This window comes from Phycisphaeraceae bacterium (assembly GCA_019636735.1).
Lineage (GTDB): Bacteria > Planctomycetota > Phycisphaerae > Phycisphaerales > SM1A02 > VGXK01.
On record JAHBWY010000002.1, the window covers coordinates 280,749 to 294,663 of the forward strand.

Annotated in this window: 10 protein-coding genes; 6 read left to right on the forward strand and 4 right to left on the reverse strand. The window is 66.9% G+C overall.

From position 1 onward, the window contains the following. Positions 1-183 precede the first annotated feature (183 nt). Positions 184-1,602, reverse strand: coding sequence for a UTP--glucose-1-phosphate uridylyltransferase (locus tag KF724_03310; protein ID MBX3354709.1), 1,419 nt, complete (start codon positions 1,600-1,602; stop codon positions 184-186). 16 nt (positions 1,603-1,618) lie between these two features. Then, on the reverse strand, positions 1,619-2,299 hold the full coding sequence (locus KF724_03315) for a hypothetical protein (protein MBX3354710.1): 681 nt from the start codon (positions 2,297-2,299) through the stop codon (positions 1,619-1,621). A 30-nt stretch (positions 2,300-2,329) separates the two neighbouring features. Between KF724_03315 and KF724_03320 the strand changes: the two genes are divergently transcribed. The 3 genes from KF724_03320 to KF724_03330 are packed head-to-tail and all read left to right on the forward strand — an operon-like array spanning position 2,330 to position 4,662. Further along, on the forward strand, positions 2,330-3,091 hold the full coding sequence (locus KF724_03320; GenBank protein MBX3354711.1) for a pyridoxine 5'-phosphate synthase: 762 nt from the start codon (positions 2,330-2,332) through the stop codon (positions 3,089-3,091). 36 nt (positions 3,092-3,127) lie between these two features. Continuing rightward, complete coding sequence (gene dapA / locus KF724_03325) at positions 3,128-4,126, forward strand: 4-hydroxy-tetrahydrodipicolinate synthase (GenBank protein ID MBX3354712.1); 999 nt, start codon at positions 3,128-3,130, stop codon at positions 4,124-4,126. Continuing rightward, positions 4,123-4,662, forward strand: a complete 540-nt coding sequence (locus KF724_03330; GenBank protein ID MBX3354713.1) for an NUDIX domain-containing protein — start codon at positions 4,123-4,125, stop codon at positions 4,660-4,662. The genes dapA and KF724_03330 overlap by 4 nt, the downstream gene beginning before the upstream one ends. A 19-nt stretch (positions 4,663-4,681) precedes the next feature. Here KF724_03330 and KF724_03335 read toward each other — a convergent pair whose 3' ends face one another. Further along, a complete protein-coding gene (locus KF724_03335) occupies positions 4,682-6,103 on the reverse strand; it encodes a hypothetical protein (GenBank protein MBX3354714.1) in 1,422 nt (473 codons plus the stop codon). A gap of 151 nt (positions 6,104-6,254) precedes the next feature. On the opposite strand from KF724_03335, the gene KF724_03340 reads away from it, so the two are divergent. Continuing rightward, entirely contained in the window at positions 6,255-6,728 is a 474-nt protein-coding gene (locus KF724_03340; GenBank protein MBX3354715.1) for a 6-carboxytetrahydropterin synthase, read from the forward strand. Further along, a complete protein-coding gene (gene ppk1, locus KF724_03345) occupies positions 6,725-8,881 on the forward strand; it encodes a polyphosphate kinase 1 (protein MBX3354716.1) in 2,157 nt (718 codons plus the stop codon). Before KF724_03340 ends, ppk1 begins: the two co-directional genes overlap by 4 nt. 32 nt (positions 8,882-8,913) lie before the next feature. Here ppk1 and KF724_03350 read toward each other — a convergent pair whose 3' ends face one another. Beyond that, complete coding sequence (locus tag KF724_03350) at positions 8,914-9,477, reverse strand: hypothetical protein (GenBank protein MBX3354717.1); 564 nt, start codon at positions 9,475-9,477, stop codon at positions 8,914-8,916. Between the two features lie 123 nt (positions 9,478-9,600). On the opposite strand from KF724_03350, the gene KF724_03355 reads away from it, so the two are divergent. After that, a complete protein-coding gene (locus KF724_03355) occupies positions 9,601-13,887 on the forward strand; it encodes a PQQ-binding-like beta-propeller repeat protein (protein ID MBX3354718.1) in 4,287 nt (1,428 codons plus the stop codon). Positions 13,888-13,915: the final 28 nt, after the last annotated feature.

Below are 13,915 nucleotides of genomic sequence, written 5' to 3' on the forward strand. Positions count from 1 at the left end.
AGAGAGCCGCTTCGGACGCCGCGCGGCCTTCGACCGGAACCCCGTGTCGCGGCTGTGCATCGAGCGTCGCCCGGCAACATCTGCGGTGACTTCGGTCAACCCATCGAGGGCGCTCCAGGACGGGGTCCTGACCTCGCTCGGCCGGCAACACCTGCGGTGATCTTGGTCAACCCATCGAGGGCGCTACAGGACGAGGTCCTGACCTCGCTCGACCTGTCGCGGAAGCGATGCGTGGGCGAGATCGCTCGCCTCAAGCGCCGTCAGAGGTGAGATCTCGATCCTCGCGTCCACCGCGCCGTCGGGGCGCCGGGGAACCTTCACGCCATGAGCCTCGAGCCAGAGGGCGGCTCGCTCGCTCTGGAGCGCATGCGAGCTGGCGGGGGAGTCCTCGCCGCTCGCGTTCTTGATCGGCGCGAACTCCTCCACACGCGAGGTCTCAAGCACCGCCGACTGTCGGGCCAGAGGCAGCGCGTCGAAGACGAAGGTCTCGAACTTGATGGAGTTCGGTTCCTTCGGCTCGACCAGGCGCCCCGATTGGAGATCGACGAAAGGCGTCGCCTTGAGCGCTCGATGCCACGGCAGACCGGAGCCATCGAGGTCCTTCGTCAGCGCATCGAGGAAGGCGAGCCCGATCGCGTGCACGGCGATCGACCCGGCCTCAAGCAGCAGCTTTCCATCGGGCGCTCGCCGCTCTGCGACTTCGCGCGGCAGGTTGCTGTACTCGACCACTTGCGTGACCGCGTGTCCATCGGGGCCGGGCGCATGGCAGAGCACACCGACCTTCTCCGCCGCATCTCGCTTCGGCACGCATTTGCTCGACATCTCTCCCGACGACTCCGTCGAGGCGACATGCGCGCCGATGAAGAGAGGGTCGAGCACATGGACAAGGGGATTGTCGACTTGGAAGTAGCTCACCACCTCGATGCCGCGAGCGCCCATGTCCTCGATGGCGCCACTCTCTCGCAGCGCCCGCAGTGATCCGCCATGACCATCAGGGTTCGTGGCCGGTTCATCCGGTGCGCTCAGGAGCACCCGCCCTTCGAGGTCCAGCGTCGGGACGACCCCCTGAGGGAAGAAGAAGTGATCCGCCGGGCGACGCCCGAAGTAGTTGTTGTCGTGGAAGAACGCGCGGGTGTCCGCATCGTTCAGGGGGCTGGTCATGATGTACCAGGGAATCGACACCCCATGCCTCCGCTCACGCGCAAGGAGTTGCTCCGCAAAGAGGCGAAAGAGCGGCTTGCCCGTGATGACCGTCGCAGGGAAGGTCCCCTTCGGTCCGCGCCAGCCGAGTCGAGTGCCCTGTCCACCGGCCACCGTGAAGGCCGCCACGCGCCCGTGGCGAACGAGCTGTTCACCCGCGGCATGGAGACGGACGGCGTCGGGATGATCGCGCCGAACGACGGGCACGGGCGCCAGCGATGAGACATCGGCAGGGGCCCGGTGCTCAGCCTGATGTCGCATCTCAATGAGTCGCTCGAGAGGAAGCGCGGCGATGCGGGAGAGGAGCGAGCGCTGCTGGCTCTCGCTCAGCGAACTCCAGAAGGTGAGAAGGTGTTCCTGCCCGCAGGCGCGCAGTCGCGAACGCACTTTCTCAAGCGGCATCTCGGCAGTCGTCGGTTCAGGCATCGGGGGCTTCCGGCTCGGTCCATCCCTCCGGTCGATGCCTCACGATGAGCCCCGACCTGAGATAGATGACCTGTTCGCACATGTTGGTGCAGTGGTCGGCGATCCGCTCGAGGGCCTTCACCACGGCCATGAGCCTGAAGGCGAAGGGCACTCCGAAGTGGCCTAGTGCGACCTGTTCCTGCGCGTGCATCAGGATCTCGCGCTTGAAGCGCTCGATCGTGTCATCGAAGAGAAGGACCTGTCGTGCGAGACCTGCGTCCTTGCGTGCGACACTTCGGACGGCGTCCCGCAGCACGCCGAGCACGCTGTTGGCCATGACCCGGAAGGTCGGCGGCACGCGCTCGCTCATCGGGCCCTGCTCGATGACATGCTCGGCGATCACGACGCCCGCGTCGGCGATGCGCTCGAGCTCGTTGTTGACCTTGACGATGGTCAGCACCTCGCGGATGCGATGTTCGTCCTTCTCACCCATGCCGAGCATCGGAACCGAGCGGCGCTCGATCTCGACATCGACCTTGTCGATCGCATCATCCATGGCGACGACGCCTCGGGCTCGCTCGGCGTCGCGGTCGAAGTAGCTTTCGACCGCGCGGGTGCAGAGCTCCAGCACGCGCTCACCCTGGGTGGCCAGATCACGGTCCAGCGCCGCGAGTTTGTCGGCGAAGTCAGGCACGCCGCCGATGGTAGCCGCTACCCTCTCAGAGTGCCCGATCTCTGCGTCAATGTCGATCATGTCGCCACCGTGCGCCAGGCGCGCCGGGGCGATGAGCCCGACCCCCTGGCGGCCGCCGTCGAAGCGGAACTGGGTGGCGCCGCTGGGATCACGGTTCACCTGCGGGAGGATCGGCGGCACATCCAGGACGCCGATGTCCGGCGGTTGCGTCACTCGGTGCAAGGGCGCTTCAACTTGGAGATGGCGGCGACCGACGAAATGGTTCGGATCGCCTGCGAGGTCCGGCCCCACAGCGCTATGCTTGTGCCCGAGCGTCGGGAAGAGATCACCACCGAGGGCGGGCTCGATGTGATCGCCTCGCGGGGGCGCGTGGCCGAGGTGGTGCGGCGCCTCGCAGACCATGGGGTGCCCGTGAGCGTCTTCATCGACCCCGATCCGCGTCAGGTAGAGGCGGCCCACGAGGTCGGTGCCGCCATCTGTGAACTGCACACGGGCGTCTGGGCTCACGCCTTCAAAGATCATGGCAACGATGGTCGCTCGCCACAGGCCGTCGAGGTCCTCGCCGCGCTGACCCGAGCCGCCGACGCCGTGCGCCGGGCGGGATTGCGGCTCAACGCGGGGCATGGATTGACGGCCATCAATGTCAGTCCAGTGGCAAGGCTGCCCGGCCTCGTCGAGCTTCACATCGGCCACTCGATCGTTTCGAGGTCCATTCTGCTGGGGATGCGCCTCGCGGTCCGCGAGATGATCGAGGCGATGGATCGAGCGGCTCGAATGTCACCCGCGGGATAGGCTCACTGTCATCGAGCCCCTCCTGATCACGCGCCCATGCCCCGCCCAACTCCACTGCCAGAACCGAAGGCCCAACCCGTGAGACCGCTGCAAGGTTGCTTCACCGCCATCGTCACTCCCTTCACCGAAGATGGTCGTCAGGTCGATGTCGATCGATTGAAGCGGCAGATCCTCGCGCAGGCTGAAGGCGGCGTGGCGGGCATCGTGCCCTGCGGGACGACCGGTGAGAGCCCCACGCTCACCGAAGAGGAGCACGCGACGGTGGTCGAACTCGCGGTGCGCGAGGGTCATGCGCGCGGGCTCACCGTCATTGCCGGCGCGGGGAGCAATTCGACGGCGCATGCGCTTCACCTGCACAAGCTTGCCCACCGCCTCGGCGCCGATGCGTCGCTTCAGGTGAGCCCCTATTACAACAAGCCGTCGCAGGAGGGGCTCTATCGACACTTCATGACGATCGCCGATGGGACGCCGCTGCCCATCGTGCTCTACAACATTCCGGGCCGCTGCGGCGTGGCGATCGCTCCGGAGACGATCGAGCGTCTCGCGACGCATCCGAACATCGTTGCGGTCAAGGAAGCGACTGGAAGCATGGACTCCGCGAGCGAGATCCGGCAGCGCTGCGGCATCACCATCCTTTCGGGCGATGACTCGCTCACACTGAGTTTCGCCGCCATCGGATCGAGCGGCGTGGTGAGCGTGCTCTCGAACCTGCTCCCGGCGCGGGTGAAGGCGCTCTGCGATGCCTTCCTCTCCGATCGTTATGCCGATGCGCGACGCATCCACGCCGAGCTCTTTCCACTGGCGCGCGGGCTCCTTTCGCTCGACACGAATCCGATTCCCTTGAAGCGTGCGATGGAACTCCTGGGGCGTGACTCGGGAGTCTTGCGCCTGCCGCTCTGTCGCATGTCCGAGTCGCTGGTGCCGCGCGTGCGCGACCTGCTCCAGAAGGCCGGGCTCATGGCCGATGGAGGCGCGCGAATGTCGGGTGAGGCGGGGGCGACGGCCGTCGCGCCGCGCGGGGAGTCGAAGCATTGAGCGATCTCTCCGGCGTCGTCGGTGCGGTCGGGGGCCTGCCCTATCGAATCGCGGTGCTCTGCTACCTCTGGGACCGGCAGGATCGCCTGCTCATGCTTCATCGAAGGAAGCTGCCGAATATCGATATGTACTCGCCCATCGGCGGCAAACTGGAAGTGGCGGCGGGGGAGAGCCCGCGCGAGTGCGCCCTGCGCGAAGTGCGCGAGGAAGCGGGGTTGTCACTTCCCGATGACGGGCTGCGCCTCTTCGGCATCGTCAATGAGCGCGCGTACGAGGGCCAGGGCCACTGGCTCATCTTCCTCTATGAGGCGACGCGTCCGATCGACGATGGCGCCGTACCCGAGGGAGAGTTCGACGAAGGTCGGCTCGAGTGGGTTCCGCTCCAGGAAGTGGAGCGAAGGAACATCCCTGAGACCGATCGCCGTGTCATGTGGCCGGGCGTGAAGCAGCACCGAGGCGGCTTCTTCATGGTGGAGATCGACTGCACCGTGACACCCTTCGTCCATCGAGTGGTCGAGAGCCGTCCGCGCGCGTAACGGCGGCGCGGAGGTCGCGTCAGGGAAGTCCGGCGAGACGACGACATTCATCGACGAGGGCATTCGCGCGAGCCAATGTCGGCGCTTCGGCGATGATGCGGATGATCGGCTCGGTATTGCTTGCCCGCAGGTGGACCCAGCCGTCGTCGAGATCGACGCGAACGCCGTCAACCGTGTTCGGTGACGCATGGGACCACGCCTGCTTCACTCGCTCAAGCGCGGGAGCGACCGCCGCCGCGCCTCCCACGGCCGCGAGGTCGAGCTTTGACTTGACCATGGCGGTCGGCGGCAACTGGGCCACGATCTCCGAGAGAGGTCGCCCGCGTCCGGCCAGCAGGTCGAGCGTGAGCGCCATCGCGGAGAGCGAGTCGCGCACCCAGGTCACGCTCGGCACGATGACGCCGCCGTTGCCCTCTCCGCCGATCAGGCCATGCTCCCTCCTCAGTGCAGCGGCGACATTCGCTTCGCCCACGGCCGTGCGAATCACGCGGCTGCCCGCGAAGTGCCCGGCGACGGCGTCGATCAGGCGGCTCGTTGAGAGATTGGCGGCGAGGACGCCCGCGCCGCGGCGCTCCAGCATGCGCCACACGGCGAGCGCGAGCGTGTACTCCTCGCCCGGGTAGCGGCCTCGTTCATCAACGAGGGCGAGTCGATCGGCGTCGGGGTCCTGCGCGAAACCGACCGCCGCGCCAGCGCGCGGCGTGGCCGCGATGAGTTCACCCAGGTTCGTTTCGAGCGGCTCGGGTGTGTGGGAAAAGACGCCGCTCAGGTCGCCATTCAGGTGGGTGAGCCGGCAGCCGAGGCGCTCGAGAAGCATGCGCCCCGCGATGGCGCCGCTCGCATTGATTGAGTCGAGAACAACGGAGAAGCCGGCGCGGCGAATCGCGGGGACATCGACGAGTTGCAAGACGCGCTCGACATGGCGCTCCGCGGCGTGTGAATCCTCGGTCGCGGCGCCGCGAGGGCGAGAGACGCGCGCGGTGGCTGCCGCGCTGCCGACACCATCGCGCAGGGCCTTGAAGCGAGCCATCAGCGGTGCGGCTCGCTCCGGTGGCGGGGCGAGACCGCTCGAATCGAGCGCCTTCAGGCCATTCCACTGCTGCGGGTTGTGACTCGCGGTGACGACGAGCGCGCCGTCGCCGCGATGGTGCGCAATGGCCACACCGACGGTCGGGGTCATGGCAATGCCGAGGTCGATCACCTCGCAGCCGGCGTCCTGCAGGGCGTCGCGCACCGCGCCGAGAGCGGCCTCGCCACCTCGTCGTCCATCGCGGGCGACGCAGATGCGAGGCGCCGCGGCCGCGCCCGGCCGACCCTCGTCGATCCAGCCAGCGAAAGCCGTCGCGTAGAGGCGGGCGACATCGGTCGTGAACGACTCACCAACAATGCCACGCAACCCTGAAATGCTCAGCATGAGGGGTGCTGCGGTCGAAGTTCCCATGAAGGTCAAGGTAGCCGAACCGGCCGGTGCTTTCCCCCGGTTGAGAGGAGCGATCTGAACCTCCTCCTTGCGGAAAACTGGCGCGAAAGCGGATCGACCTCTCAATCGATCGGTCTCGCGGTGCAAGGTCATGGGTAGACTTCAGTTCGCCATGTTCGAACTCACCGTTCGGCGCACATTCTCGGCGGCGCATGCGATCGTGATGAGGGGTGTCAGGGAGCGCCTGCACGGTCACAACTGGGGCGTCACCCTCACGGTCGGGGGTGAGGTGCTGGACCCCGACGGCCTGCTCTGCGACTTTCATGCGCTCGAGGCAACGCTTCGCGATGTGGTGGCTGCCTTCGACAACCGAAGTCTCAATGAGACGGCGCCCTTCGATCGCGTCAATCCAACGGCGGAGAATGTCGCGGAGTTCATCGCCCTCGAAGTGGCGCGGCGATTGCCGCGCGGAGTGACCGTTCGGCGCGTCGAGATCGAGGAGGCCCCTGGGTGCGTCGCGACATTCACCTGCGGCGTGGCCCGCACGGGCATCGCGGTTGAACCCAAGCCCGCCACCGCTGCTACGGAGCCGCTGTCGGCGACGCCCGGTTCGGCGACCGCGCCGGCGAGGAGCCGTCGTCGATGAACCCTCCGCCGGTCGAGTCGGCGCCGGGTGCGGCGCCGCCGGCCACTGCCCAGCCAGGTCCATCCGACCTCGCGCGCTTTCTGAGCCGCGATGTCGAGTGGCTGCACTTCAATCGACGAGTCCTTGAGGTCGCCGCTGACCCGAGGACGCCGCTTCTCGAGCGCCTTCGCTTCCTGTCGATCTTCTCGAGCAACCTCGATGAGTTCTTCATGAAGCGGGTCGGGCCGATTCAGCGCCGAGCCGCGATGGGATTGAGCTGGCCCGTGCCCGAGGCGCTCTCGCCGGCGCAGGTGATGACCGAGATCAGGTCGATGGTCATGCAGCTCGGCCACGAGCAGGCGGAGATGCTGCGCGGCGAAGTGCTGCCCCGGCTCGCCGAGGTCGGAGTCGAGCTCGTCCACTGGCGCGATCTCTCGGATTCGGAGCGGCGCGACGCCGAGGTCTGGTTCCACCAGAATGTCTTTCCGATTCTCACACCCCTTGCGGTCGACCCGGGACACCGCTTCCCCTTCATCTCGAACATGAGCGTCTCGCTCGGCGTGATGCTCAGGCGACCCGGCGAGAGCGAGCAGCTCTTCGCGCGCGTGAAGGTGCCTGAGACGCCCAGCCGCCTCTACCAGGTGCCCGGTACGCGTCGCTTCGTCCTCCTCCAGGAGATCATCGAGCACAACCTCGACGATCTCTTCCCCGGAATGGAAGTGCTCAAGGTGCTGCCCTTCCGCGTCACGCGGAATGCGGAGATTGAGCGAGACAACGAGGATGTCGAGGACCTGCTCGAGGCGATTCAGCAGACCCTGAAGGAGCGACGCTTCGCCCGCGTGGTCCGTCTGGAACTGGGCAGTCGTCCGAACCCGCGGATTCTCCGCTTCCTGATGGACGAACTCCAACTCGAGCCCGAGGCGATCTACGAAACCGAGGGGCTCCTCGACTACGGCGTGCTGAATCAGATCGCCGACCTCGATCTGCCCGAACTGCACTGGTCTCGCTGGACCCCGCTCACGCCAGCGGGTTTGGAGGATGGCGAAGGGGACATCTTCTCGCTCATCCGCGCCGGCGACTTCCTTGTTCACCATCCTTACGAGAGCTTCGAAGCGACGGTGGAGCAATTCGTGGAGCAGGCGGCGCGGGACCCTCGGGTGGTCGCGATCAAGCAGTCGCTCTATCGCACCTCGGGTGACAGTCCCTTCGTCACCAGCCTCATCGAGGCAGCCGAGGCGGGGAAGCAGGTGGCCGTGCTGGTCGAACTTCGGGCCCGATTTGACGAGGCGCGCAACATCCTCTGGGCCAGGAAGCTCGAAGATGCCGGCGTCCATGTCGCCTACGGCGTCGTGGGACTCAAGACGCACACCAAGACGACGCTTGTCGTTCGCCAGGAGCCGACAGGTCTGCGCTGCTATGGACACATCGGCAGCGGCAACTACAACTCAAAGACTGCGCGACTCTATGAAGACCTCGGCCTCTTCACCTGCGATCCGCAGATCACCGAGGATCTCGTCGGCCTCTTCAACTACATGACAGGTCGCTCCCGGCAGAAGGAGTACACCAAGCTGCTGGTTGCGCCGGTGGCCATGAAGCGCCGCTTCCTTGAGTTGATCGAGCGCGAGACCCTCTTGCACACGAAGGAGCGCCCCGGTCGAATCATCGCCAAGATGAACCAGCTCGAAGATCGCGGCGTCATGGACGCCCTTTATCGCGCGAGCCAGGCGGGGGTTCAGATCGACCTGATCGTGCGCGGCTTCTGTTGCCTGAGGCCGGGTGTGCCGGGACTCTCGGAGAACATCCGCGTGCGCTCGATCGTCGGGCGCTTCCTCGAACACAGCCGCATCTTCTGGTTCCAGGGAGGGCAGTCCGATCCGCTTCTTGGCGACTTCTACCTCGGGAGCGCCGACTGGATGTATCGCAACCTCCAGACGCGCGTTGAGGCAGCGACACCGGTTGAGGGCCGGGCGCTGCGATCGCAGCTTTGGGAGATTCTCCAGGTCTGCCTCGATGACTGCGCCTCCGCGTGGCAGATGCAGACTGATGGCACCTATCAGCGCGTGCGATCCGATGGGCTGCCCGACGATGATCCTCGCACGCTCGGCGTCCACTCCCGGCTGATGAGCGTGGCGCTCAACCGCAGGGCGAGTGGCACGCTGCGGCGCGACGGCTGAGCGGCGACAGGCGCCGGAGCATGTCGCCGAGCCTACGGGCCGATCGGCGCAATCAACGGGACAGGACCGCCGCGCCCGAGTGCGTCCCCAGTCCCGGAAAAGGATGCGCTTGGCCTGTTCAGGCCCAATTCGAAGAGCACCTCGGCAAGGCGACTCGGCGCCATGAAGGTGACACTGCCACCCGATCGCCAGGTGCACGAGGGCGTGCCCATGGCACCGCCCGGCACGACGGCGGGGATCGAGGTGCGCACCGTCTCATTCGGCGGTATGGTCAACCCGGCTGACCAGCGGCCCTGATAGCGGCCGCTGCATGAGTCGAGGTGGTAGTCCCACATGTCGAGCTTGACGGGCACATCTTCGCGATTCTCAAGCACCACACGGATGGCGAGCTCGACCGTAGATTCACCGACCTCGACCACATCCACGGCATCGATCGAAATGTCGGGTGGTGCCACGCATCCCGGGAGCATCGCCCCGAGCGTCAGCAACGAAAGCACGGCCAGTCCGCCACGGAGCGGTGTCGCCCCGCGGCCGGCCTCATCAACGGAGTTCTCGGTGCAACCGGACGCCGGGCATCGCTTACAGGTCGTGGGCACGCGCCTTCCTGCTCGTTCTCGGCACTCTGGTGCTGGCCTTCGCTTCATGGACCCGAAGAATGTAACCATGTGCGCGTCGTCGTGTCGGCGACCGCCAGCACGCCTCACCGGAGACGGCCCCGCGTGAAAATCCTCGATGGGCTGACCCTGCGATTGCAGCGACCCAGGTGCCGGAGCGCGCTCGCGCTCCTTCTCGCTTGGGCGATGGTGTCTCATGCACTCGCGCAGGAGGTGGCGATCCCCACGGTGGGCGACAGCCCCTCGGCGCTGCAACTCTCGCGGCGTGCCGAGGATCTGCGCGATGCCAACGCCCTCGAGTCCGCGAGGATCGCCCAGAGGCTGCTCGCGGAATATGGCGAGCGCCTGGTGCCCTCCGAGGAGGATGAAGATCGCTTCGTCACGGTCACCGATCGGATGATCTCGCTCCTGCGCCGGGCGCCTGCGGTCCGCGCGGAGTGGGAGCGGCTGGTTGCCCCCTTCATCGCGAGATATCGCGAAGAGCGCGATGACGCGACCGTTGCGACTCTCGCGCCGACCACGCTTGAAGGCTCGCGCGCCGCGCTGCGACTCGCGCAGCGCGAACTTGAGGCGGGCCGACCGGCTGGCGCCCTTGCGTGGCTTCGTCATGTTGACCTCGACGAACTCGCCTCGCGCCAGGGAGCCCCTCGAGACCTCGCGTTCGTGCTCGCGATTCAGAGCCGCGCCCATCGCATACTCGGTGAGACCACGCTCGCTTCGCTTCGAGCGCTTGAATTGGCGGACCTCGCGGCACTTCACCCCGAGGTCGCGCGCATCGCCGAGGCCGTGAACGCGGAGGTCGACGCGTCCCGCGCGGCTCAGGCATCGCCCTCGCCCATCGATGTCAACTCGGCGTGGCATCGCATCTGGCGTCAGCCACTGGCCGCTTCGCCCTTCTCGCGGCGCTATCTCAATCCTGTCGACGGTCCACTGGTGGCTGTGCCGACGGCGGTGCAGGCGGCCGAGGAGGGGGCCCTTCTGACCGTGGCACCGCGACCCGACGGCGATCGCCTCTTTCTCTCAGAGGGCCACCTCGTGAGTTGCGTCGATCGCCTGAGCCGGCGTGTCCGCTGGCAGCGCGATCTCTCGGTTCGGGATGACACCGAGACGATGCCACTGGGCGATCTCTCCGAGCTTGCCCTCGGCAACGGCGTACTGGTCGTGCTCACCGGACATGCCGCAGAGTCTCGACGCACGGGCGAGGGGCGCGTCGTCGCCCTCGATGCCGAGAGCGGCACGATCCTCTGGGAGCGGATGCTCGCGCAACTTGAGCCGCCCGATCCCGACAGCGGCGATGGTCTCTTTCCCCACGGAGCCCCGCTGGTCGTCGATGACATGGTCATCGTGCTCGCCCGCAAGCAGACCACGCGAAGGGAGAGCGTTGCCACGCTGGTGGCGCTCGGCCTCGAAACAGGTGATGTGCGATGGATCACCTACCTCGCGGGCGCGGGCAGTCGCCCCATGAGCAACATGCGACCGCTGTCGAGCCCCCTGGCTGCACAGGGGTCGATCTTCGTCGCCCTTTCAGTGGGTGCCATTGCTCGGGTCGATGCCGCGGATGGTTCGATCCGCTGGCTCCGCCGTTCATCGGTGCCGGTGGCCGAGGTGTCGCGCGTGAACTTGCCTTGGGAAACCGGAACACCGGCGCTCCTCCGCAGTGGACTCGTGGCGATTGCGCCCGACGGTCAGTCGGTGCTTGTCCTTGATCCTGAGAGTGGCGCGATTCAGCGTCGCTTCCTCACGGGTGCCGGCGAAGCGTGGGGTTCGCCACGCGTGGTGCGGGCCTCGGCCGATGGCCGACTGCTTCTGGCGATCGGCGACGACATGGCGCTCTTTGACGCCGACTCACTGGAACAGCCTCGATGGCGGCTGAGCGAAGTCACCCGAGCGGCAGGTTTGGACGGGGGGCGATTGGCGGTCCGAGGTCGTGCGGACTTCGCCGAAGGCTCGATTCATGGTCACGCGGCTGTGGTGGTCCCGCTCCTCGATCGCCTCTTGCTCATCGACGCCGAGGCTGGCACGCTGGCCCAGGTCATCGAGACTGGACGGCCCGGCAACGCCCTTCTCGCCGATGGACAGGTGCTTCTCGCTGGAAATGATCGCTTGGAGTGCTTCATGCCGCTGGTCGGCGCCGAGCGCGCCGTGCGCGACTGGATGGCTCGCGATCCGATCGATCCCACCCGCGCGATGGCGCTGCTCGAACTGGGCATCCAGTGTGCAGTGCCCGCGATGATCTTCGAAGGCATCGCGACGACGGCCAGCGCCATCGATGCCTCGCGCGAGGAGGCCATGCGGAGTGAACTGGTCCAGCGCATCATCGCCGGGTCCACGGAAGTCGAATTGCCCGATGCCGACATGGAGCGCATGCTCGCCTCGGCCATCTCGATTGCCGTGCGCCCCGCCGATCGCGTCACGGCATCGCTCGCGCAGGGCGCCTGGCAACTCCGGCGGGGCCGTGGTTCCGAGGCGGTCGAGTCCTGGCAACGGATCCTGGCGTCACCCGAACTCCGCGAGGCAATGCTCGTCACGCGTGATGGAGAGTTGAGAGCTTCGGCTGCGGTTCTCTCTCGGCTGGAGCACCTCGTATTGCTTGCGGGGCAGGGCGTCCTGAATGACCGGAATCGCGAGGCGGAGTCCGAGTGGCGGCGCGTTCCTCCCGTGCCAACGCCGGGAGAACTGATTGACTTTGCGCGGACATGGGTCGGGAGCGACAGCGGTGTCATGGCTGCTCAGTCGGCGGCTCGCCTGCTTCTGGAGTCCGGTCGGCCGCGCGAGGCGCTGGCCGTCGCTGTCGAGGCGCTCCGAGGCCGATCACGCCTGATTGGCGTCGATCAGGCGGCTCGGCCACTCCTGGCTCTGCTCGTCGAGCTCGGGCAGGAGAAGGGCTGGCTTGACGCCATCGGCGCTGAGGTCGCGCTCCTTCACGATCACGCCGTGATGACGGGCTCATCGACGCAGGAGGTCGCCCTCCTTCGCGAGACGCTCCGCCGAGTCTCGCCCGATCACCCCGCCGTGCGCAACTGGCCTCGCATCGGCGCCCAGCCGAGTGGCGCCGTCACGCTGAGCGGTCGGCTGGCGCTTCTGGGCAGCGCTGCTGACGCGGAGCGCCCGCGCGACGCGGCACTCTTTGTCGAGCGAGCGGATCGCGAACAGCCCCGACCCACGCTCGCCCTGCGGCGCGGGACATCTCTCGATCGAGTCTGGAGCCGTCCGCTGGATCACGAGGAGCCCGTGGTCGTCGCCTTCAATGACTCGATCGTCCTCTGGGTGAAGGGCAGCGGCGCCGACGCCTCGTTGATCTCGCTCAATCCCGCCGATGGCTCCACGCAGTGGGAGATTCCGGCCGTCGGCGCGCTCTTTGATCCGCGCCGGGTGACCGGGCCTTCGGTCGTGCCGCGGCGTGCGGGACCTGCGGGGCGAATCACCCAGTTCGTTCCGAGCGAGATCCTCCCGCTTCGATCAGGCAACCGGCTCTTCCTCGTGCGGCGCAATGGCGACATCGCCTGCGTGGACCTGGCGCGCGGAGCGGTGGTGTGGCGCCGGGACGGTGTGCTCGATGAGATTCCGGACAGTGCATCGGGAGGCCAACTCCCCGTCGCCGTGAATGGATGGATGCTGGCGGTGGCTGGTGTGCGACGATCGCTCGAAGGCGCTCCGACGCCCATGGTCGCCATGCTCGATCCATCCGATGGCGAAGTGCTTGAAGTGCGATCGACGGACGCCGATGTCGATTGGCTGGCATTGGCTCCAGGTCCGATGCTGCTCGTCGCGGTGCGCAACGAGGTCTCGGCGCTCGCGCCGGGTGATGGTCTGCGATGGCGTCGCATCGACCACAGAATCGGCCAAGGCTCACCGTCCATCCAGTCAGCGGATCGCCGGCTGGTCGTGGTGGTGCGCGGCTCTCGGCGCGATGAGATTGTTCCCATCAACCTCATCGACGGCACCGTGGAGACGAGCCGCTTCATCACGCCGATGCGACGCACGCTGGCGGGCTCGTCGCTGCGATCGTTGCAGCGCGTGGGTGACTCCGTGGCGTGGCTCGGTGCCGATCGGCTGGTCCTCTTCGACCTCTCGGGGCGTCTCATCGGACAGGATGCCATCGCCGTTGATCGGCGCTTCGAAACACTTCTCGCCACTCAGGAGACGCTCATCGTGATCGATCCCGAGGCGGCGCCGGCGTATCAGGCCGGACAGGAGCGCATGATTGGAAGCCCGCCCGGCGTGGTGCTTTACCAGCTCTCTCGACGCGATGGCGCTCGCCTCATCGGGGATCCGCTGGTGATTCCCACCGGCGATCGACCCGATCGGTGGCTCGTCCTCGACGGCATGATCGTCGGGTCGGGGGTCGATCGAAGCACGGCCATTCGAATGCCCGCCGGAACCGCGCATTGACTTTTGCGCGCCGCCCGCGCATAACTCG